Genomic DNA, 20,794 nt, shown 5'->3' on the forward strand with positions numbered 1-20,794 from the left:
TTAGTTTTTCGCTAGGGTGAGTTGCTCCGTCTTGAATTGGTCGTAGCGCTGGCGCAGCTCTTCCAGATCGATTTCCAGCAGGGAAATAGTCTTGAAAAACTGGGGCAGATCCTGCTGCAGAAACCGCGCTTTGCGGTAGCTCTTCACCTTCTGCCCGGCGCCCGGCGCCACGAAGTAGCCGATGCCGCGCTTGTTGTAAATCACCTGCTGATTCTGCAAAAATTCGTAGGTGCGCATCACGGTGTTGGGGTTTACCTGCAGCTCCACGGCCAGGTCGCGCACGGAGGGTATCTTGTCTTCCACCGGCCACTTGGCCAGCAGGATGTTTTCGCTCACATACCCGGCTATTTGCAGGTAGATGGCCTCGTTGTCCCGAAATTCCATGGTTTCCGTCTTCGCTTAAATTTCCTTCTCCTGCACCCGGAAGTAGGCCGCCACCCAGAACAGCAGCCCCATGATGATGGGCACCAGGGCCACCAGCTTGCCGCTTCCTTCGGACAAGGCCAGCTGGTAGTGCTCCTTGCCGATGCCCAGGTCGACGTCGCCGAACGGCACGACCAGCGGGCTGGAGATATTGTCGACCAGCAGCTTCATAAGCTGGGTGTTGAGCACGAATACGAGACCCAGGGCGAGAAATACCACCAACCCCGTGCGGATCAGGGGCTGCTTCCCGAAAAACAACGCCCCCCAGATGACGATAGCGTGCAGAAAGGCATAGGTCAGAAATATCGGAAGCATTGAGGGCTCGGCCGTGAAGATGTTCAGCAGCTGCGCCGGCTGCCCGGGCAGGTGGTCGAACTGCACCACCACGCTGATTACCAGGTAGAAGCAGGCGGTGAAGACCAGCGTAAACAGCACAAACGAGTAGAGCCAGCCCACCAGATACTTCTCCAGGTGCGAAGCCGGCAGCATCAGCGCGCCGATGGCCCGCTTCTTATCGGCAAGCTGGGCGAAGATGGAGCCCGTGAACGGCAGCCCGGCCATCACCAGGAAAAACCCGAAGTAGGCGGCCTGCTGCCCCGGCACCATAGGTCCGGTTTGCAGGTAGGCGTTGCCGCCCATCACCAGGGCCAGCAGCCCGATCAGCACGCCCACCGACATCAGGTAGCCTTTGCCCTGCTCGGCGGTGTGCTTGCGAAACAGCCGCCCGAAGCGCGCGGCACTAAATTGATTGCTCATAAACGGGTTGCTTTAGGAAGTTGATAATCGATGATTCGCCGCCGATAACCGCGTTGAACAGCAGCTCCATATCGACGCGGCTGTAGGTGCCGGTGGTGTTGGGCAGAATGGCCTGCCGCCCGCGCACCGACTCTTCGGCGTAGAGCACCTCATCCTCCTGGCCCTCGCGCACCGTGGCGAAGGTGAGGCGGTCAGCCAGCTGGTCCAGCTCCTGGTTGAGCACGATTTCGCGGTTGTGCAGAATCACCACCGTGTCGATCAGGCTGTCGAGGTCGCGCACCTGGTGGGTGGAGATAATCAGGCAGCGCTCCTCGGTGAGGGCCGAGGCCATGATTTTGCGGAACTGCACCTTGGACGGAATGTCCAGCCCGTTGGTGGGCTCATCCATCACCACCAGGCTGGTGTTGGTGGCCAGGCCGAAGGCAATCATGAACTTCTTCTGCTGGCCGAACGACATCTTATCGAGCACCGCGTGGGCCGGCACCTCAAACTCCTGCAGGAAGTCGGCCAGCTGCCGGTGGTCGAACCGGGGGTAGAAATCCGCCGTGTTGGCCACAAACTGCGCCGCCGTCAGCGCCGGCACGTGGATTTCCTCGGGTAGAAAGTACAGGTCTTCCAGCACCGAGGGCAAACGCTTGGCCGCCGGCTGCCCGTTGATAAGGCAGCTGCCGGCCTGCGGAAACACCAGCCCGACCATGTTTTTCAGCAGCGTCGACTTGCCCGCGCCGTTCTTGCCCAGCAGCCCGTAGATGTGCCCGCGCGACATGGACAGCTGCAGATTTTCAAAAAGCGGGGCCTGCTTCCTGGAGTAGCCGAAACTCAGGTTGTGAATACGCACCATTACATATTGCTTTAGTGTACTACTTATCTAGTACACTACAAACGTAAGCAAAAATATTTCCCGCCCAAATATTCAGCGGGAAATATTTTTACTTAGCCCTGGATCTGTCTCGGAGTCCGCGTCCGGAGGTAACGCGACGGGGTACTTCACGACTGATTATCCGCTTGCGAAGCCGCCCTCAGCAACGACTCGCGAAGGGGAACTTCGCGCTACAAACACCCTGCGAACCGAGGGCGAAGCTGCTCCTGGCAACAGTTTGCCACGTCACCTGACCTGCAAAACCGCCCAACGGAGAAAGCAGTGAGCAGCTTATTGCCGCGGCAGCGTGATAACGAATTCCGTACCCTCCCCTTCCCGCGATTCTACGGTCAGCGTCCCGCCGTGGCCGGTGCTGATGATATCGTGGCTGAGCGACAAGCCCAGCCCGGTGCCCTCACCCACGGGCTTGGTCGTAAAAAATGCCTCGAACACCCTGGCCTGCACTGCCGCTGCCATGCCCGTCCCGTTGTCGCGCACCCGGATTTCAACTCCTCCCGGCAGCGAATGAGTGACCAGCGTTACCTCGGGCCGGTACTCGGAACCCGGCTGCCGGAGCCGGCGCTGCCGGACGGCGTAGAAGGCGTTGGCACACAGATTCAGCACCACCCGGCCCAGATCCTGGGCAATAACCGGTACGGGGGCCAGATCGGGAGCCAGATGCACGGTGAGGGTGGCGCTGAAGTCCGGGTGCAGGTTGCGCATTCCCTGGTAAGCCAGGCGCAGGTTTTCCCCGGCCAGGGCATTCAGGTCGGTCAGCTCCCGGGGGCTGCTGCCGGTACGGGCGTGCTCCAGCATCCCCTTGATGATGGCCGTAGCCCGCTGCCCGTGCTGGCTGATGTTGGCCAGGTTCTGCTTGAGGCCGTCCAGGATTTCGCGCTCCAGCCGCCCATCCCGGGCCAGGCGCTGGGCCCCGTTTATTTCGTCGACCAGAACGGTACTTACCTCCGCGAATTTCTTCACGAAGCCGAGCGGATTCTGCAGCTCGTGGGCCACGCCGGCCGTCAGCTCGCCCAGGAACGCCATTTTTTCGCGCTGCACGAGCTGGTCCTGGGTGGTTTTGAGCTCGGCCAGCGAGGCCTGCAGCGCCGCGTTGGCCCGGCGCTGCTGGCGGTAGTTGCGCACCAGCAGGCCGATAAACACCAGCAGAACCGCCAGCCCCGCCAACAGCCCATACAGGCGGTAGCGGGCTTTCAGGGCCTGCTGCTCGGCGGCGGTCTGCTGGGCCCGCTGGCGCTCGGTGTAGGTGATATTCTGCAGGCGCATCACCTTTTCCTGCCCAAACAGCGTGTCCTTCATCGCCAGCATCAGACTCTGGTATTTGAAAGCACTGTCGATGGGCCCCCGGACTTTAAACGCCTGGGTCAGCAGGGTGCTGGAGTTGAGCACGCCCCGCAGAAAGCCGTTGGCCCGGGCGGCCTGGCACCCCCGACGGGCGTAGTAGATGCTTGAATCGGCCCGGCCCTGCTGCTGGTAGAGCGTGGCCAGGCCCACGAAGGAGAAATGGCTGCTCCGCAGATGATGCCGCACCGCCGATTCGGCAAGGCTGCGCCGGTAATAGGCCAAGGCCTCGGCCGGGCGGCCCTGCTTGCGGGCCACGTTGCCCAGGCCGTAGAGGATGTAGTTGGTAGGCGAATGAATCCGCTGGGCCAGCTGGTAGGCCTGCTGCTGGAAATACCGGGCCGAATCGGTTTCGTCGTACAGGTCGTAGGCCAGGCCAATGTTGCTCAGGTCGATGACCACCCGGTGGTCGTCGCGCAGCTGCCGGCCCAGGCGCAGGGCCTGAAAGTAGTAGGCCAGGCCCTGGTCCCGGTCGCGCAGATACACGTAGATGATGCCGATGCTGCGCAGGTTCTGGGCCTGCATGGCCCGGTCGTTCGTGGCTTCGGCCAGCCGCAGCGACTGCTGAAACAGCTCCAGGGCCCGGGCCAGGTTACTTTCGCGCAAGGCCGCCCCCAGCCGGTTCAGGGCCGCGCATTCGCCGTGCCGGTAGCGGATCTGCCGGGACAGGTCCAGGGCCCGCTGGGCGTACGCCTGGGCCGAATCGGTTTGCAGGGCCCAGTACTGGTCGCTGATCCGGCACAGCAGCAGCACCCGGCTGGTATCGGGCTGGGGCTGGAGCAGCTGTTGTCCCAGCTCATTCAGGGCCGGGCTCTGGGCCCGGGCGGCAGGATACCTGGGCCCCAGCAGAAAGACGAGCAGAAGCAGGGCGAATACCCGCGGGCCGGACCAAAAAGGCATGCAATAACTGGGCGTGAAGAGGCGAAGAAACCAACCAACCGAACACGGGCTCTGAAGTTTAGCCGGCCGGTTACCTGAATCCGTAAATATCCGGTGAATTAGATTAACTCCCGCTATCGACCGGCATTTAAGCCCGCTACCGGTCCTGGCCCGCGGGCACACGATCCAGGACCGGTAGCGGCATCGGCGTTGCCAGAGCTTCGCCGGCCAGCCGGTTAGCGCCTCGTAATCGGGAATTTCAAAACCTGCGGCCCACGCCGGCGGTAAAGGAAGCTCAGCCCATACCCCAACCCTATGCCTACTTCCCCTGCCGCTCCCGCTCCCGCCGTAATCCTGATCGGGGCCGGCATCATGAGCGCCACGCTGGGCGTTTTGCTCAAGCAGCTCCAGCCCGGGCTGACCATTGAAATAGTGGAGCGCCTCGACCGCGCCGCCGCCGAAAGCTCCGACGCCTGGAACAACGCCGGCACCGGCCACTCGGCCTTCTGCGAGCTGAACTACACCCCCGAGCTCCCCGACGGCACCATTGAAACGGCCAAAGCGGTCAAGATTGCCGAGCAGTTTGAGGTGTCGAAGCAGTTCTGGAGCTTTCTGGTGGAACAGCGGCTGCTGCCCGCCGCCCCGGGCTTCATTCACAGCATTCCGCACCTGAGCTTCGTGTGGGGGGCGCAGAACGTGGACTTCCTGCGCCGCCGCCACGCGGCCCTCACCGCCAGCCACCTGTTCCAGGGCATGGAGTTCTCCGCCGACCCGGCTGTGGTGCGGCACTGGATTCCGCTGGTGATGGAAGGCCGCGACCCGGCCGAGCCGGTAGCCGCCACCCGCATGGACGCCGGCACCGACGTGAACTTCGGGGCCCTGACGCGGGCCATGTTTCACTACCTGCAGCAGCTGCCCGGCGTCACGCTGCGCTTCCACCACGAGGTGAGCAAGCTGCGGCAGGAAGACGACGGGCGCTGGGCCGTGAAAGTAGAGGACCTGACTACCGGCGAAAAGCGGCGGGTGCGGGCCCCCTTCGTATTTATCGGGGCCGGCGGCGGCTCCCTGCCCCTGCTGGAGAAGGCGGATATTCCCGAAGGCCACGGCTTCGGGGGCTTTCCGGTGAGCGGACAGTGGCTGAAGTGTACCAACCCGGCCGTGATTGCCCGACACCAGGCCAAGGTCTACGGCAAGGCCGCGGTAGGCGCCCCGCCCATGTCGGTGCCCCACCTCGATACCCGTCTGATTGACGGCAAGCGGGAGCTGCTGTTTGGCCCCTACGCGGGCTTTTCAACCAAATTCCTCAAGCACGGCTCCTTTCTCGACCTGCCGGCCTCCATTCAGCCCGGCAACATCGTGCCCATGATTTCGGCGGGCCTGCACAACCTGTCGCTGACCAAATACCTGATCGACCAGGTGCGGCAGTCGCCCGAAGACCGGCTGGCGGCGCTGCGCGAGTACCTGCCCACCGCCGAAATGGGCGACTGGGAGCTGGAAGTGGCCGGGCAGCGGGTGCAGGTAATCAGGAAGGATGCGAAGGAAGGCGGCGTGCTCGAATTCGGCACCGAAGTAGTCAGCGCCGCCGACGGCAGCATTGCCGCGCTGCTGGGCGCGTCGCCGGGCGCTTCCACCGCCGTGGCCATCATGCTCGAGCTGCTCAAGCGCTGCTTTCCGCAGCAGCTGGCCACCGAGGCCTGGCAGACCAGGCTGCGGCAGATGATTCCGTCCTATGGTCAGGCATTGGGGCAGGAAGCAGCGCTGGCGGCTTCCGTGCGGGCCCACACCACGGCGGTGCTGGAGCTGCACGCCGGGCCGGTAACTTTCTGATTAACTTGCGGTTTCAGACGCCTTGCCCGTTGGATTGGCCGGTAGTATTATGAGTTTCATTTGGATGAAGTACCTGTTCCTGCTCTTGCTTTGGCCGCGGCTGCCGGGAGTGCAGCCCCCCACGGAGCCGCTGCAGATTGCCGAGCGGTTTGTAGCGCCCGAGGGCTGGCCGGAAATGAAAAGCTACCTCTGCTGCGAAGCCGCCCGCCAGGCCAAGCGGCAAACCCTGGGCCAGCAGATTCCCCCCCGGCTGCAGCGCCGCTACCAGCTGTTGCACCAGGACTCGGCCCGGGCCGTGGTAGCCGTGGAGTTGCACGACTCCACCTCCCGCAACGACTTCTACCTGCACTTTGCCCGGGAAGCCGCCGGCTGGAAGCTGCAGGCCGTCCGGTCGTTGGCCATGACGGCCCTGGGTGCGCCCATGCTCCAGATGCTGACCCGGATGTCGGCGGCCGAAGTAGCCAGCTACAACCGGGCCCATCCGGCCGCCGACCATGCCTTTACCGTCGGCAACATCCGGCTGTGGATGGGGGCCGATGCCGACATCATCCGCCACTTCAACCGCCGCCAGCGGGACTTTCAGGCGGTGGTGCGGCTCGTGCAGGCCAAACAGTATTTTAAGACTCCGGCCGACAGTACCGCCGCCAATGAGCAGGCGGCCAATACGGACCCGGCCGTCCGGACCCGACTCCAGTCGTTGTTTATCAGCCGCATCTCCCAGCGCAATACCGGCTGCGGCACCTGCCTGGAATTCATCATCGGGGGCCGGGTCAACAGCACCGTCGGACTGCTCTACCAGCCCGATGCCACCGCGGTACCCGCCATGACCCCCAACCGCATCATGGTCATCAAGCCGCTGGGCAACGGGTGGTATCTGTACAAGACCAGCTGAGCCGGGTTCGGGCCCACGGCTGGCCAGCGCGAAGCCCGGCATGAATTTGAGAGCGGCAAACCACAGCGGGACGAGGCGTTTCATGCCGGAAGATAGCGGCTCCGGTCAAACCATAGCAGCCGCGCTATACTTGCGCGGGGCCGTTAGAACACCTCCGGCAGCCGGATCTTTTCCAGGTAGGCCGTGAGGCCGGCGGGCTGCTGAAACAGATGAATAAACAGGATCGGGTCCTCGTCCTGCACCCGCCAGACCTCCGCGTAAAAGTCGCCCCAGGCATAGAGCTGCAGCTGGAAACTGTCTTCCGCACGCTCGGCCAGGAAGTCGCCGTGGCAGGCGAGGCAGTCGGCTTGTTGCCCCATGGGCAGCATCTTGAATACGCGTAGATTCATAGGCGGCCTGCAGAACCGCAACCCCGGGCAGTCTGGTTCCAAACGGAGCAGGCGATATTTGCTATTTACTATCTAATCCTGATTTCCGGCCGATTGACGGGCAGTAGAGCCTACTATATTAATACTGCGGCCACTCGTTTACCTTCGCGGCATGAGAACGTTTCGCTTCCCCCACCCGCTCGTGCTGCTCGTCGGCTTTATCCTGCTGGCCATGCTGCTGAGCTACGTGCTGCCCGCCGGTGAATTTGCTCGCCAGGCCGATGCCGCCACCGGCCGCGACGTGGTAGTGGCCGGCTCCTACCACCGCGTGCCCGCCACCCCCGTCACGCTCCTGCAGGCTTTGGTGGATATTCCCAAGGGCATGGCCGACGCGGCCAGCGTGATCTTCCTGGTGTTCCTGGCCGGCGGGGCGTTCACGGTGGTTGACCATACCGGGGCCCTGCGCCGGGGCGTCGACTGGCTGCTCGACAAGTTCCGGGGCCGGGAAGTGGTGGTGATTCCCATCATTTCCATCCTGTTTGCCACCATGGGCGCGCTGGAAAACATGCAGGAGGAAATTATTCCCCTGGTGCCGGTGCTGCTGATTCTGATGCGCCGCATCGGCTACCCGCCCCTCACGGCGGTGGCCGTCAGCCTGGGCTCCTCGGCCGTGGGCGCCGCCTTCAGCCCCCTGAATCCGTTTCAGGTGGGCATTGCCCAGAAGCTGGCCCAGCTGCCGCTGCTGTCGGGCGGCGGGTTCCGGATGGTGTTTCTGGTGGTCGCCCTGGGGTTGTGGATGGCCGGCACGGTGCGCTACGCCCAGAAAAACCGCGTGGCCCCCGAGGCGGCTGATGACACGGCAACCGCCACCCGGAACCCGGGCCGGCACGGCCTGGTGCTGCTGCTGCTGGTAGTCACCTTCGCCTACTTCGCCTACGGGGTGCTGCAGCTGGGCTGGGATTTCGAGCAGATGGCGGCCCTGTTCTTCACCTTCGGGGTGGTGGCCGGCCTCGTCGGCGGCCTGGGCCTCACGGGCACGGCCGAGGGCTTCATTGCCGGCTTCCGCGACATTGCCTTTTCGGCCCTGCTGATCGGGTTTGCCCGCGCCATCTTCGTGGTGCTGGAGCAGGGCCACATCGTCGACACCATCGTGCAGGGCCTGTCCGCGCCGCTGGCTCACCTGCCCGTTACGCTGTCGGCGCTGGGCATGATGGGGCTGCACACGGCCCTGCACCTGCCCGTGCCCAGCGTGAGCGGGCAGGCCGTGCTGACCATGCCCCTGCTCGTACCCCTGTCCGACCTCATCGGCCTGCCCCGGCAGGTAACGGTGCTGGCCTACCAGTACGGGGCGGGCCTGTGCGAGCTGCTCACGCCCACCAACGGCGCGCTGATGGCGATGCTCGTGGCCTGCGGCGTGCGGTTCGACCAGTGGTGGAAGTTCGTCTTCCCGCTCTACCTGGTGCTGCTGGCCGTGGGAATCATAGCCGTCGGGCTGGGTATTGCCATCGGGCTGCAGTAAGACAAGATATCCTGTCATTGCAAGGAGGCGCGACGACGCAATCCGTCTGGGACAATAAGCCAAACGCAGTTAAAGCAGAAAGCCCCGACGCCATGCTGACGTCTTGTCCTTCCCCACATCTTTGGCGGGCTTGCCCGGATGTGCTTCACGCAGTGTCCCGCAGGGGTAGAGCGCAGTGTCTCGCAGCAGTGCCATTCAGCAACAACACAGCGAGACACTGCGCTCTACCCCTGCGGGACACTGCGTGAAGACTTCATCGCTGCCGCTGGAAAAGAGGTGGGGAAGGACAAGCGCCATGCTGATGTTGGGGCTTTCATTTGAACCAAGGCGCCTGACATTTCAGAGGACGGATTGCTTCGCTTTGCTCGCAATGACAAGTCCGCCTCGCCATGACCAGGCGTCTCATCCAAACCGCAGCTCGTCGGCTTCAAAGATGCGTTTGAGCTTGCGCTTCTTTTCCACGATCTGAAAGCTGATCTGGTGCCGGGCTTCGTCCCAGAACACGTCGGAAATCAGGCCGCGGTGAGGCAGGCGGCCGGGTTCGGGCCGCGCTTCCTCCACCAGGTCGCCGAAGCTGAAGGGGGGCTTGTCGTGCAGCTCGGTGAACAGCTCGCCGCTGACGTAGAACTGCTGCTCGTCGTAGCGGATCAGAATCCAGTCGTCGGTTTCATCGATTTTCTCGAACAGCTTGCCCGTGGGCTCCAGCCACTCGAAGGTGCGGCGGTTGGCGGGGTGAATGTAGCGGAAGCCGTAGGCGGGCGTCCAGGCGTAGAGGCCGTAAACAACGGGTTGGGGGCGGGGCACGGGCGGAGCACTTAACAATGAGTAATGAACAATGAGCCGAGGCTCAACCGCTGAAACGGCCCGGCAAAGGTAAAAGCTCCCGCTACCTGCCCCGCATTCGTCATTGCTCATTCTTCCCTTCTCACCATCAGCGGCTTCCCTGGCAAGATATAACCTGTTGGCTATGTAATCAGTTAGAGCCCCAAAGCCGCTGGCTTCCGTGCTGATTTTTTGCTGAACCCAATGTCTGAGACCTCTTCCCTGCCTGTCCCTACGCCGCAGGCCGGCATGGGCGCTATTCCCCACGCCGCCGGCACCACCTTCCGCGTGTGGGCCCCCAACGCCGATGCCGTGGCCGTCGTCGGCCCGTTCAACGACTGGAACCCCGAAACTCACCCGCTCACTCACGAAGCCGAGGGCTACTGGGCGGCCGACGTGGCCGGCCTTACCCCCGGCACTGAGTATAAATTCTGGCTCCGCAACGGGGCAGCGGACCTGACCCGCAACGACCCCTACGCCCGCGAGGTCACCCACTCGGCCGGCAGCTCCATCGTCCCCACCCTGGATTTCGACTGGCAGGACGATCATTTCGAGATGCCGGCCTGGAATACGCTGGTCATCTACGAGCTGCACGTGGGCACCTTTAACCCGGGCACGCCCGACCAGCCCGGCACCTTTCTGGACGTGGTGGAAAAACTCGGCTACCTGCGGGACCTGGGCATCAACGCCCTGGAGATAATGCCGCCCACCGAGTTTCCCGGCGGCCGCAGCTGGGGCTACAACCCCTCCCACCCTTTCGCGCTGGAAACCGACTACGGCGGCCCCCAGGCCTTCAAGGAGCTGGTGAAGCAGGCCCACCGCCACGGCATTGCCATCATTCTCGACGTGGTCTACAACCACTTCGGCCCCGGCGACCTGGACCTGTGGCAGTTTGATGGCTGGCAGGAGAATGACGGCGGCGGCATTTACTTCTACAACGACTGGCGGGCCGAAACGCCCTGGGGCCACAACCGCCCCGACTACAGCCGCCCCGCAGTGCGTCGCTACATCCGCGACAACGCCCTGATGTGGCTCGAAGATTACCGCGTGGATGGCCTGCGCTGCGACTCCATCTCCCACATCCGCAACGTGCACGGCAGCACCGACCCCTCCCACGACCTGCCCGAGGGCTGGAGCCTGATGAAGTGGATCAACGAGGAGATCCAGGCTACCATGCCCTGGAAGATCACCATTGCCGAAGATCTGCTGGGCAACGAGTATATCACCCGCAGCCTCGCCGACGAAGGTCAGGGCTTTTCCTCGCAGTGGGACCCGGCCTTCGTCAACATCCTGCGCGACGCCCTCACCACCCCCCACGACGCCGACCGCGACCTGACGGCGGTGGCCGAAACCCTCGGGCAGACTTACAACGGCGACGCCTTTCAGCGCGTCATCTACACCGAGTCGCACGACGAGGTAGCCAATGGCAAGAGCCGGGTGCCGGAGGAAATTATGCCGGGCGAAGCCAGATCGTGGTTTCCGAAGAAGCGCGCTACGCTCGGCGCGGCGCTGGTGTTCACCGCGCCCGGCGTACCGATGATCTTCCAGGGTCAGGAGTTTCTGGCCGACGGCTTCTTCTCCGACGACCAGCCGCTGCAGTGGCAGCACGCCGAGCAGCACCCCGGCTTGGTTCATCTCTACCGGGACATGATTCAGCTGCGCCGCAACCTGGCCGGCCACACCCGCGGCCTGCTGGGGCAGCACACTGAGGTGCATCACCTCAACAACGACGATAAAACGCTGGCCTTCATCCGGCGCGACCAGTCCGGCCCCGGCGACACCACCGTGGTCCTCTGCAACTTCGCCGACCGCTCGCACCAGAACTACATCATCGGGCTGCCCCGCGGCGGCCACTGGCGCGTGCGCTTCAACTCCGACTGGGCCGGCTACGACGAGGAGTTCGGCAACTTCGAGAGCCTGGACACGCTGGCTGAGCCCGGCATCTACGACGACCAGCCCTTCCACGCCTCGTTCGGACTGGGCCCGTACTCGGTGCTGATTATTTCGCAGGACGCTTCCTGACGAGTTTTCCCGCAGAGGTCCGCCGAGGGAAATCCCATTCACCACCTATCTTGCCGGTCCACGCCAAACCCCACTGCATGCAAATCCCTGCTTCCGCTCCCAACCCCATTGCTCCCGATGCGCTGCTGGTCGAAGTAGCCTGGGAAGTCTGCAATCAGGTGGGCGGCATCTACACCGTGATTCGCTCCAAGGTGCCCGCCACGGTGCAGGTCTGGGCCGACCGCTACTGTTTGCTCGGCCCTTATTTCCCCCAGCAGGCCCAGGGTGAGTTTGAGCCCCTGGACGAGTACGAGCTGCTGCAGCTGCGCAAGGACGACCCGTTTGCCGGAGCCGTGCGCCAGATGCGCGCCCAGGGCTACGACGTGCAGTATGGCCACTGGCTCGTGACGGGCAAGCCCCGCACGGTACTCATCAGCCCGTTTCAGGCGTACGACCAGCTAGACAGCATCAAAACCGACCTGTGGCACCACCACGGCATCCCGACGCCCGACCATGACGACCTGCTCCACCAGGTGGAGGCCTTCGGGCTGCTGGCGAAGATCTTTCTGCAGCTGCTGACGGCGGAGGTTTCGCCACCCCAGCGCGTGATTGGCCACTTTCACGAGTGGATGACCGGCGTGGCTATTCCGGCGCTGCGCCGCGAGCAGGTGCCGGTGCACCTGGTGTTCACCACCCACGCCACGCTGCTGGGCCGCTACCTGGCCATGAACGACCCCAACTTCTACGACCACCTGATGCAGGTGAACTGGGCGGCCGAGGCGGTGCATTTCAACATCGAAACCGCCGTACGCATCGAGCGGGCCGCGGCCCACGGCAGCCACGTATTCACCACCGTGAGCGAGCTGACGGTGCGCGAGTGCATCTACCTGCTCGACCGGATTCCGGACGCGGTGCTGCCCAACGGCCTCAACATCGAGCGGTTCGTGGCCCTGCACGAGTTTCAGAACCTGCACCAGCAGTATAAGGCCAAGATTCACGAGTTCGTGATGGCCCACTTCTTCCAGTCGTACTCCTTCGACCTGGACAACACGCTCTACCTGTTCACCTCGGGCCGCTACGAGTACCACAACAAGGGCTTCGATCTGACCCTGGAAGCCCTGGCCCGGCTGAACTACCGCCTTCAGCAAAGCGGCATGGAAGGCCAGGTCGTCATGTTTTTCATCACCAAGCGGCCGTTTCACAGCATCAATCCGCAGGTGCTGCAAAGCCGCGCCATTCTGGATGAGGTGCAGGAAACCTGCGAGGCCATTGAGCGGCAGGTGGGCGAGCGGCTGTTCTACGCCGCCGCCGCCGGCACCGACCACCGCCTGCCCGACCTGGGCAGCATGGTGGACGACTACTGGAAGCTGCGCTACCGCCGCACGCTGCAAAGCTGGAAAACCACCAGCCTGCCGCCCGTCGTCACCCACAACCTGGTCGACGATGCCAACGACGACATCCTGAACTTCCTGCGCCGCTCCAACCTGGTGAACCACCAGCACGACCGGGTGAAAATCGTGTACCACCCCGATTTCGTGTCGCCCACTTCGCCCCTGTTCGGTATGGAGTACGGCCAGTTCGTGCGGGGCTGCCACCTGGGTATTTTCCCCAGCTACTACGAGCCCTGGGGCTATACGCCCCTGGAGTGCGTGGCCCGCGGCGTACCGGCCATCACCAGTGACCTGTCGGGCTTCGGCGATTACGTGCTGCAGACCGTGCCCGACCACGAGGACAAGGGCATTTACGTGGTGAAGCGCCAGGAAAAGACCTTCGAGGAATCGGCGGCGGAATTGACCGATATGCTCTGGAATTTCGTGCAGCTCAACCGCCGGGAGCGAATCATGCAGCGCAACAACGTGGAAAGCTCGGCCGAGCTTTACGACTGGAAAAACCTGCGCGTGTACTACGACCGGGTCTACGCCCTGGCCCTGGAACGGGCATAGGCCCTGGGCGGGCTCCTGTTCATTGTGAAATAACCTGTTTATCAACCCGTAGCTATGACTTCGAAATCCCGGACTGCGCTGCTGGTGGTGGGACTGCTGGTTGGCGCGGCCACGGCCGTCGGCCACGAGTTCTGGCTGTTGCCGCCGCGCTTCTTCGTGGTCCCCGGCACCCGGCTGAACCTGCACGTGTTCGTGGGCGAGAATTTCACCGGGGCCCGCTGGCCGGGTAAAAGCAACCGCCTCACCAGCTTCGTGCACTACGCCCCCAACGACACGGTGGACCACACCAAAGTGGCCAGCCAGGACGACACGCTCAATACGTCGGTGGAGCTGATTCAGCCCGGCGTCCATCTGCTGTCGTTCAGTACCAACAACGCGTTTATCGAGCTGGAAGCCGGCCAGTTCAACGCCTACCTCAAAGAAGAAGGCCTCGACCAGGCCCTGGCCCGGCGCCAGCAGCGCAACGAGCTGGCCAAGCCCGGCCGCGAAGCCTACCGGCGGTGCGCCAAAACCCTGATCCAGGTGGGCCGCAGCCGCCCGGATGCCGTCAAAACCTACGCTTCCGTAGCGGGTCACCCGCTGGAGCTGGTGCCGGAGCAGAACCCGTACGCGCTCCAAGTGGGGGCTTCACTTACGGTACGGGTGCTGGCCGATGGGCAGCCGCTGGCCGGGGCCCTGGTGCAGGTGTGGCAGCGCCAGCCGGGCCAGCCTACGCGAATAGTGAAATTACACAGCAACCAAAACGGCAGAGTCCTGTTTCGATTAAACGCGGCGGGCAGCTACATGGTGAGCACCGTGCGCATGGTGCCTGATGCCGGGCTTCAATCGGCGGAGTGGCAGAGCACCTGGGCCTCGCTTACCTTCGGTGTGGCCGGCGTATCGGGGCGCTGAAATCAGAGAATTTTCTCCTAACTTGGTCTCCCCGCAAACCCGGTCCCCGAATATTTTTTTTCCTACCTTCGCAACTCTCTTAACACTCCGACACCACTGCGGTATGAAGTACTCGATTGATAAAAAGGAAACTTACACGATTATCACCATTGACGAGAAGAAGCTCGACACGACCGTAGCGCCTGATCTGAAGTCGGAATTCGTGAAGCTGAACGCAGAAGGCATCAACAATCTGATCCTGGATTTGCAGAACGTGAAGTACACGGATTCGTCGGGCCTGAGCTCTATCCTCATTGCCAACCGGCTGTGCAATTCTACTGGTGGTTTGCTGGTGCTTACCGGCCTGCAGGACCACGTAATGAAGCTTATCACTATCTCCAAGCTCGAGTCGGTGCTGCATATTCTGCCCACCGTGGAAGAAGGTATCGACCGCATCTTCCTCCACGCCATCGAGCGGGACCTGACCAGCAAAGAATAATCTTAGCTCCAAGCCCTAAGCTGCAAGCTGCAAGCTTTCGTTCTGCTGGCCCGGCCTCGGAACGAAGGCTTGCAGCTTGCAGCTTAGGGCTTGGAGCTTTTTTCATCTATGGAGTTTGAGCTGAAAATATTAGGCAGTGCTTCTGCCACCCCCTTTCTCAACCGCCACCATACGGCGCAGGTGCTCACCGTGGGCCCGCACTCCTACCTGCTCGACTGCGGCGAGGGCACCCAGAGCCGCCTGATGGAATATAAGGTGCGCCACCAGCGCCTGAATACTATTTTCATCTCCCACCTGCACGGCGACCATTTCTTCGGGTTGTTTGGCCTGCTCTCCACCATGCACCTGCAGGGCCGCACCGAGCCGGTCTGCCTGTTTGGCCCGGCCGGCCTCGATGAGGTTCTGACCACCCAGTTTCGCTGCTCCCACACCCAGCTTTCGTACCCGCTCGAATTCACGGCCGTGGATACGGAGCAGCACGCGCTGGTGTTTGAAGACCGCTACCTGACGGTGCACAGCCTGCCCATGCAGCACCGCATTCCGTGCTGCGGCTACCTGTTCCGGGAAAAACCCAAGCGCCGCCACCTCGACAAAACCCGGCTGCCCGCCGGGCTCACCCCGGCCCAGCTCCATCAGCTGGTCCAGGGCGACGATGTGGTGGATGAGCAGGGCACGGTGCTGGTGCGCAACCTCGACGTGACTACTGCCCCCAGTCCTTCGCGCAGCTACGCCTTCTGCTCCGATACGCTCTACACCGAAAGCCTGGCCGAGCTGGTGCAGGAGGTGGACCTGCTCTACCACGAGGCCACCTTTATGGACGATATGCGCGAACGGGCCCAGACTACCCATCACTCCACCGCCCGCCAGGCGGGGCTGCTGGCTCGTAAAGCCCGTGCCAAGCGCCTGCTCATCGGCCACTTCTCGTCCCGCTACCGCGACCTGGAACCCCTGCTGCACGAAGCGCAGGCTGTTTTTGGCCCGGTAGAACTGGCCATCGAAGGCAAGGTGGTCAGCATTGCGGAGTGAGTTGTGTTGGCCAAGGTAATTGTCAGAACGTCATGCCGGGCCTTCTGCGCATAAAGCAGTGCCTGAGGCCTCCCGCGTGGTCTCGTCTGATTGCTGATCCAACGTCATCAAGCGGGATGCTTCGGCTTCGCTCAGCATGACAGACGCATAATACCCTTTCCTCTTTGAAAACTTTCGACCAGAAAAAAACCCGGCTTTACCTCGTCCTCAGCGGCATTTTCATCGTCAATGCTTTGCTGGCCGAAATTATCGGGGTGAAGATCTTCTCGCTGGAACCCCTCATTGGCCGGCCCGACAACCTGACGGCGGGCGTGCTGATCTGGCCCGTGGTGTTCGTGACCACCGACATCATCAACGAATACTTCGGCAAAGCCGGCGTGCTGCGGGTGAGCTACCTCACGGCGGCGCTCATCCTGTTTGCCTTCCTCGTGATTTACGCCACCACCAGGCTGCCCCCGGCGACTTTCTGGCTCGATGTCAACAACAAAGATCCGCAGGGCCAGCCCATCAACATCGACTTCGCCTACCAGATGATTTTCCGGCAGGGCATGGGCATCATTGCCGGCTCGCTCACGGCCTTTGCCATCGGGCAGGTGCTCGATGCGACGGTGTTTCAGCTGCTGCGCCGCGCTACCCGGGGTCGCTACATCTGGCTGCGCGCTACCGGCTCCACCCTCGTCTCCCAGCTCGTCGACAGCTTCGTAGTGCTCTACGTGGCGTTTTACCTGTTCGGCAACTGGAGCTTCGACCAGGTGCTGAGCGTGGCCAATACCAACTACTGGTATAAATTCGCGGCGGCTATCCTGCTCACGCCGGTGCTCTACCTGGCCCACTTCCTCATCGACCGGTACCTGGGCCCGGAAGAAACGGCGGAGCTGCAGCAGGAAGCGGCGGCAGATGTGAGCGTGTAGTTGAGTTGCCAGTTGCCAGTTGCCTGTTACCAGTTGCCTGTTACCAGTTCATTCCGGCAATTCGTAGATCAGCAGCTCTTTTACCTTTAACTCCTCTCTACCATTCTCAGAAGCCTGGCAACCGGCAACTGACAACACGCAACTGATTATGTCCCGCATTCTCACCGGAATTCAGAGCACCGGCCGGCCCCACCTGGGCAACCTGCTCGGCGCCATTCTGCCCGCTATTGAGCTGTCGAAAAACCCGGCTCACGACTCGCTGTACTTCATTGCCGACCTGCACTCGCTCACCACCGTGCGCGACCCGGCCCTGCTGCGGCAGAACACCTACGCCGTGGCCGCGGCCTGGCTGGCCTGCGGCTTCGATACGGAGAAAAACCTGTTCTACCGCCAGTCCGACGTGCCCCAGGTGGCCGAGCTGACGTGGTACCTCTCGTGCTTCACGCCCTTTCCGATGCTGGCCAACGCCCACTCGTTCAAGGATAAGTCGGACCGGCTCTCCGACGTGAATGCGGGCTTATTCACCTACCCGGTGCTGATGGCGGCCGATATTCTGCTCTACGATGCCGAGATTGTACCGGTGGGCAAGGACCAGATTCAGCACCTCGAAATTGCCCGCGACATTGCCGCCGCCTTCAACGCCCGCTACGGCGACACGCTGGTGCTGCCCCAGTCCCGCGTCGATGCCGAGCTGATGACCATTCCCGGCACCGACGGCGCCAAGATGAGCAAGAGCTACGGCAACATCATCGACGTGTTTGCCCCGGAAAAAGAGCTGCTGAAAGCCCTCAAGACCATTATTTCGGACAGCACGCCGCTGGCAGCGCCCAAGGACCCGGCCACCGACGTCACGTTCAGGCTCTACTCCCTGCTGGCCACGCCGGCCGAAACCGAGGACCTGCGCGCCCGCTACCTGGCCGGCGGCTACGGCTACGGCCACGCCAAGCAAGAGCTGTACGAGCTGATTCTGCGCCGCTTTGCCACCGAGCGGGAACAGTTCGACTTCTACCTCAACAACCTGCCCGAGCTGGATGCCCGCCTGGCCGAAGGGGCCCGCAAAGCCCAGGAGTACGGGAGCGTGGTGCTGAACAAGGTGCGGGAGAAAGTCGGCTATTCAGTCCGCTGAGCTGGCGAACTAAAACCGGCTGTCATCCTGAGCAAAGCGAAGGACCTTCCTCTTTTTGCACCAAAGAACCAATTTCAACGCACAAAGCCCTTTATCACCGCAGTGGTAAAGGGCTTTGCTCATTTTAAAAGGCTTGGCAGGTTATCCGAGGAAGGTCCTTCGCAAGCTCAGGATGACAGGCGTTATTTCGCAGCTTAATACGCCAACCCGTCGATGGAAGTCGGGTGCTTTTGCTCGGTGTAGAAGCTGAAGCCGACTTTGCTGCCGCGGCTGACCTGCTGGTTTTCGAGCTTCTGCTTCACCGATATTTTCCGGATGTCCTGCATGGGCGGGGCAATCAGGTCGTTGTTGACGGCGGCAATCATGGCGCTTTCCACGAACAGGCGCAGCATGTCGGGCGTGAGCAGGTTATCGGCCATATCGTTGTCGGGCAGCTCGAGCTGCTGCACGCCTTCGAGGAAGTAGTGGTTTTCGATGTTGATGAGCAGGCGGCCCACCAGGTAGCCCGGGTCGTTCAGGCGCTGGTACTTGATGCTGTCGGCCATAAAGTTGTAGGCCATGACGTGGCCAAAAAACCGCCGCCGGAAGTCCGCCTCCACGTATTTGGAACCCATCGGGCCGTAGTCGTCGGGGAAGGTAACGATGTTGGAGTGCATCACGAACACGAGCAGGTCGCCGGAGAACTTGATGTGAAACTCCATGTCGTTCACGGGCCGGTACTCCACCAGCACACTCGAATCGACGGGCGAGAGTTTGCGGCTCAGCTCCACCACCAGCTCCTGCGACACCTTGCGCAGCAGATCGAAAGCGGCGCCGGTGTTGCGGAAAATAGCCTGCTTGGCAATGGACTTCTGCTTGAGCCCCGCGAAAATCTGGTCGAGCCGGTCGGCCGGAGCCGCCACGGGCGACCCAGGGGCGGCCGTGGGCTCCTGGGTTGTAGCCCCGGCCGGGTTTTCCCCGATAGGCGTAGGTTCCGGGGGCGGCGTGGCGGCGGCCTCTGGCGCTGGGGCAATCAGATCGGTGGGCGGGGTGGTACGAGGCATTGCAAAGGAAAAGCAGGTGGGAGAATCCGAATAAAGCCGGTCAGCCGGCCTACAGGTGGCCGTTGTTGCTTCGGCGGTCAGACGTTTGAAATACGGCCGACCGCGGCTGTCGATGGTAGTAACTGCTGTTACGCAGAGTGAGGTGGGTTGCCGGCTGTCAGAAGTTAGAAGTCAGGAGCTGGAAGCTAGGCGTTTAGGGTGCAGGTGGTAGAAGCGGAAGGAACGAAACGGGTAGCCAGGCAGACGCGCCTTGAATCGGCAGCCTGCTCGTATGCTGCCTTCCCGCTTCTGACTTCTAACTTCCAGCTCCTAGCTCCTCAAACAGGGTTTCAGTAATGCCCCGCGGAACATCAGGTAGTAAATACGGAAATAATCCGCTCTACCGTTTCGGCCGGCTTTATTCCGGTTGCTCATTCAGGACGTCCCGCGGGTGCTGCCCCAACGACGGCGGAGCCGACAGGAAGGGTATTGCGGGCCATGCCGGCGAGCGAAAAGCCACCGTCCGCAGGCCAGCCGGCGCGAGTGCGGTTGCCGGGGGCAGCAGCATAGGCTGGGCCGAAGCCTGCGTCAACGCCTCCCCTACCGTACGCACGGCCCCGGCCGGCACCGCCCGGCGCTCCAGCTCCCGCAGCAGCTCCCGGCCGCTCACTGCTCCGATTCGGGCCTGCAACAGCGACTCCAGCTCTCTGCGGTGGGCCACCCGCGCCGCATTGGTGGCGAAGCGCGCTTCGGCGGCCCACTGCGGCCGTTCCAGCGCCGCGCACAGCTGCTGAAACTGCCGGTCGGCGCCCACCGCCAGAATCAAGGCCACGCCATCGGCCGCCTGGTAAACCGTGCCGTAGGGCACAATGCTGGGGTGGCCCGAGCCCAGCGGCTGGGGGTCGTGCCCCGTGACCAGAAACGTGGTGGCCTGATTGGCCAGGGAAGCCAGGGCGCTGTCGAGCAGCGACACCTGCACCAGGGCCCCCTGGCCGGTACGGGCGCGGCGGTAAAGCGCCGTGAGCAGGCCTTCTTTCAGCTGGTGGGCGGCCAGCAGATCAATCAGGGCCACCGGCATTTTCTGGGGCGCCTGACCGGGCAAAGCGTTCAGGTGCATGAAGCCGGTTTCCGCCTGAAGCACGGCGTCGTAGCCGGCCCGGGCGGACCCGGGGCCGTAGCCGGTGAGGTGCCCGTAGATCAGCCTGGGGTTCAGCTCCCGTAGCGTGGCATAGTCAACGCCCAGCTTTTCCGCGTCGCCGGGCTTGTAGCTGGCCAGCACCACGTCGGCGCGGGCGGCCAGGCGGTGCACGGCGGCGCGGCCCGCGGCGGCAGCCAGGTCCAGCACCACCGACTGCTTGCCCCAGTTGGCGCAGCTGAAATAGGCCGATACGTCGGTCGCGGCCGATTCGGCGGGCGTTTTCCAGGTGCGCGTCACGTCGCCGGCCGGGGGCTCTACTTTCAGCACCGTGGCCCCCAGCTCGGCGAAGAACTGCCCCACCTGGGGACCGGCCAGGACGCTGGCCAATTCGAGAACCAGTAAATCGGCGAAGGGCAAAGCGGCGGCAGCATCCATGGCGGCAAAGAAACGACGGAATGCGGTGCCGGCCCCATTTGGGCCCGGCTTTGCGCTGAACCTTACCGGGCCGAATTCCCTTATCTTTGCATTAAATCAAGCGGTTTGCTGACCGGAAA

General features: G+C 62.9%; 18 protein-coding genes. 10 read left to right on the plus strand and 8 right to left on the minus strand.

Annotation, left to right across the window (positions count from 1 at the left end):
* From ABD833_RS12445 to ABD833_RS12460, 4 genes are all read right to left on the minus strand, one after another.
* Nucleotides 1-384, minus strand: a complete 384-nt coding sequence (locus tag ABD833_RS12445) for a GntR family transcriptional regulator (RefSeq protein WP_345073379.1) — start codon at nt 382-384, stop codon at nt 1-3.
* Between the two features lie 15 nt (nt 385-399).
* On the minus strand, nt 400-1,179 hold the full coding sequence (locus tag ABD833_RS12450; RefSeq protein ID WP_345073381.1) for a hypothetical protein: 780 nt from the start codon (nt 1,177-1,179) through the stop codon (nt 400-402).
* Complete coding sequence (locus ABD833_RS12455) at nt 1,163-2,020, minus strand: ABC transporter ATP-binding protein (RefSeq protein WP_345073382.1); 858 nt, start codon at nt 2,018-2,020, stop codon at nt 1,163-1,165. The genes ABD833_RS12450 and ABD833_RS12455 overlap by 17 nt, the downstream gene beginning before the upstream one ends.
* A 309-nt stretch (nt 2,021-2,329) precedes the next feature.
* Nucleotides 2,330-4,297: a tetratricopeptide repeat-containing sensor histidine kinase gene (locus ABD833_RS12460; RefSeq protein ID WP_345073383.1), complete on the minus strand. Its 1,968-nt coding sequence runs from the start codon at nt 4,295-4,297 to the stop codon at nt 2,330-2,332.
* Between the two features lie 294 nt (nt 4,298-4,591).
* Here ABD833_RS12460 and ABD833_RS12465 point away from each other — a divergent pair, with 294 nt between their 5' ends.
* The gene (locus ABD833_RS12465; protein ID WP_345073384.1) at nt 4,592-6,103 is read left to right on the plus strand and encodes a malate:quinone oxidoreductase; all 1,512 of its coding nucleotides are present in this window, start codon (nt 4,592-4,594) and stop codon (nt 6,101-6,103) included.
* Nucleotides 6,104-6,152: 49 nt separating this feature from the next.
* A complete protein-coding gene (locus ABD833_RS12470; RefSeq protein WP_345073386.1) occupies nt 6,153-6,995 on the plus strand; it encodes a hypothetical protein in 843 nt (280 codons plus the stop codon).
* A gap of 143 nt (nt 6,996-7,138) precedes the next feature.
* Here ABD833_RS12470 and ABD833_RS12475 read toward each other — a convergent pair whose 3' ends face one another.
* Nucleotides 7,139-7,384, minus strand: coding sequence for a hypothetical protein (locus ABD833_RS12475; RefSeq protein WP_345073387.1), 246 nt, complete (start codon nt 7,382-7,384; stop codon nt 7,139-7,141).
* A 151-nt stretch (nt 7,385-7,535) separates the two neighbouring features.
* On the opposite strand from ABD833_RS12475, the gene ABD833_RS12480 reads away from it, so the two are divergent.
* A complete protein-coding gene (locus tag ABD833_RS12480) occupies nt 7,536-8,882 on the plus strand; it encodes a YfcC family protein (protein WP_345073388.1) in 1,347 nt (448 codons plus the stop codon).
* Between the two features lie 402 nt (nt 8,883-9,284).
* Here ABD833_RS12480 and ABD833_RS12485 read toward each other — a convergent pair whose 3' ends face one another.
* Nucleotides 9,285-9,686, minus strand: coding sequence for a DUF6960 family protein (locus ABD833_RS12485; protein ID WP_345073390.1), 402 nt, complete (start codon nt 9,684-9,686; stop codon nt 9,285-9,287).
* A gap of 222 nt (nt 9,687-9,908) precedes the next feature.
* Between ABD833_RS12485 and ABD833_RS12490 the strand changes: the two genes are divergently transcribed.
* From ABD833_RS12490 to trpS, 7 genes are all read left to right on the plus strand, one after another.
* Nucleotides 9,909-11,726, plus strand: coding sequence for an alpha-amylase family glycosyl hydrolase (locus tag ABD833_RS12490; RefSeq protein ID WP_345073391.1), 1,818 nt, complete (start codon nt 9,909-9,911; stop codon nt 11,724-11,726).
* Nucleotides 11,727-11,803: 77 nt separating this feature from the next.
* Complete coding sequence (locus ABD833_RS12495) at nt 11,804-13,648, plus strand: glycosyltransferase (RefSeq protein ID WP_345073392.1); 1,845 nt, start codon at nt 11,804-11,806, stop codon at nt 13,646-13,648.
* A 54-nt stretch (nt 13,649-13,702) separates the two neighbouring features.
* The gene (locus ABD833_RS12500) at nt 13,703-14,539 is read left to right on the plus strand and encodes a DUF4198 domain-containing protein (protein ID WP_345073393.1); all 837 of its coding nucleotides are present in this window, start codon (nt 13,703-13,705) and stop codon (nt 14,537-14,539) included.
* A gap of 103 nt (nt 14,540-14,642) precedes the next feature.
* Nucleotides 14,643-15,017 carry an STAS domain-containing protein gene (locus ABD833_RS12505; RefSeq protein WP_073111726.1) on the plus strand — a complete coding sequence of 125 codons (375 nt, stop codon included), beginning with the start codon at nt 14,643-14,645 and terminating at the stop codon, nt 15,015-15,017.
* A gap of 108 nt (nt 15,018-15,125) precedes the next feature.
* Nucleotides 15,126-16,043 (plus strand): ribonuclease Z, encoded by a 918-nt coding sequence (locus ABD833_RS12510; protein WP_345073396.1) that lies wholly within the window; start codon nt 15,126-15,128, stop codon nt 16,041-16,043.
* A gap of 164 nt (nt 16,044-16,207) precedes the next feature.
* Nucleotides 16,208-16,954, plus strand: a complete 747-nt coding sequence (locus ABD833_RS12515) for a queuosine precursor transporter (protein ID WP_345073398.1) — start codon at nt 16,208-16,210, stop codon at nt 16,952-16,954.
* A gap of 148 nt (nt 16,955-17,102) precedes the next feature.
* Nucleotides 17,103-18,080, plus strand: coding sequence for a tryptophan--tRNA ligase (trpS, locus tag ABD833_RS12520; protein ID WP_345073400.1), 978 nt, complete (start codon nt 17,103-17,105; stop codon nt 18,078-18,080).
* Between the two features lie 194 nt (nt 18,081-18,274).
* Here the strand turns inward: trpS and ABD833_RS12525 are convergent, their stop codons facing one another.
* Both ABD833_RS12525 and ABD833_RS12530 read right to left on the minus strand, forming a co-directional pair.
* Nucleotides 18,275-19,123 (minus strand): hypothetical protein, encoded by an 849-nt coding sequence (locus ABD833_RS12525; RefSeq protein WP_345073401.1) that lies wholly within the window; start codon nt 19,121-19,123, stop codon nt 18,275-18,277.
* Nucleotides 19,124-19,520: 397 nt separating this feature from the next.
* Nucleotides 19,521-20,675, minus strand: a complete 1,155-nt coding sequence (locus ABD833_RS12530) for a CaiB/BaiF CoA transferase family protein (RefSeq protein ID WP_345073402.1) — start codon at nt 20,673-20,675, stop codon at nt 19,521-19,523.
* Nucleotides 20,676-20,794 lie beyond the last annotated feature (119 nt).

The sequence above is a fragment of the Hymenobacter fastidiosus genome, from assembly GCF_039539565.1.
Classification (GTDB): Bacteria; Bacteroidota; Bacteroidia; order Cytophagales; family Hymenobacteraceae; genus Hymenobacter; species Hymenobacter fastidiosus.

Bases quoted from the DNA above. Each gene is read 5' to 3' on its own strand.
- ABD833_RS12475 (WP_345073387.1), bottom strand. From the start codon at position 7,384: ATGAATCTACGCGTATTCAAGATGCTGCCCATGGGGCAACAAGCCGAC.
- ABD833_RS12495 (WP_345073392.1), top strand. From the start codon at position 11,804: ATGCAAATCCCTGCTTCCGCTCCCAACCCCATTGCTCCCGATGCGCTG.
- ABD833_RS12490 (WP_345073391.1), top strand. From the start codon at position 9,909: ATGTCTGAGACCTCTTCCCTGCCTGTCCCTACGCCGCAGGCCGGCATG.
- ABD833_RS12525 (WP_345073401.1), bottom strand. From the start codon at position 19,123: ATGCCTCGTACCACCCCGCCCACCGATCTGATTGCCCCAGCGCCAGAG.
- ABD833_RS12530 (WP_345073402.1), bottom strand. From the start codon at position 20,675: ATGGATGCTGCCGCCGCTTTGCCCTTCGCCGATTTACTGGTTCTCGAA.
- ABD833_RS12500 (WP_345073393.1), top strand. From the start codon at position 13,703: ATGACTTCGAAATCCCGGACTGCGCTGCTGGTGGTGGGACTGCTGGTT.
- ABD833_RS12460 (WP_345073383.1), bottom strand. From the start codon at position 4,297: ATGCCTTTTTGGTCCGGCCCGCGGGTATTCGCCCTGCTTCTGCTCGTC.
- ABD833_RS12465 (WP_345073384.1), top strand. From the start codon at position 4,592: ATGCCTACTTCCCCTGCCGCTCCCGCTCCCGCCGTAATCCTGATCGGG.
- ABD833_RS12455 (WP_345073382.1), bottom strand. From the start codon at position 2,020: ATGGTGCGTATTCACAACCTGAGTTTCGGCTACTCCAGGAAGCAGGCC.
- trpS (WP_345073400.1), top strand. From the start codon at position 17,103: ATGTCCCGCATTCTCACCGGAATTCAGAGCACCGGCCGGCCCCACCTG.
- ABD833_RS12445 (WP_345073379.1), bottom strand. From the start codon at position 384: ATGGAATTTCGGGACAACGAGGCCATCTACCTGCAAATAGCCGGGTAT.
- ABD833_RS12470 (WP_345073386.1), top strand. From the start codon at position 6,153: ATGAGTTTCATTTGGATGAAGTACCTGTTCCTGCTCTTGCTTTGGCCG.
- ABD833_RS12505 (WP_073111726.1), top strand. From the start codon at position 14,643: ATGAAGTACTCGATTGATAAAAAGGAAACTTACACGATTATCACCATT.
- ABD833_RS12450 (WP_345073381.1), bottom strand. From the start codon at position 1,179: ATGAGCAATCAATTTAGTGCCGCGCGCTTCGGGCGGCTGTTTCGCAAG.
- ABD833_RS12480 (WP_345073388.1), top strand. From the start codon at position 7,536: ATGAGAACGTTTCGCTTCCCCCACCCGCTCGTGCTGCTCGTCGGCTTT.
- ABD833_RS12510 (WP_345073396.1), top strand. From the start codon at position 15,126: ATGGAGTTTGAGCTGAAAATATTAGGCAGTGCTTCTGCCACCCCCTTT.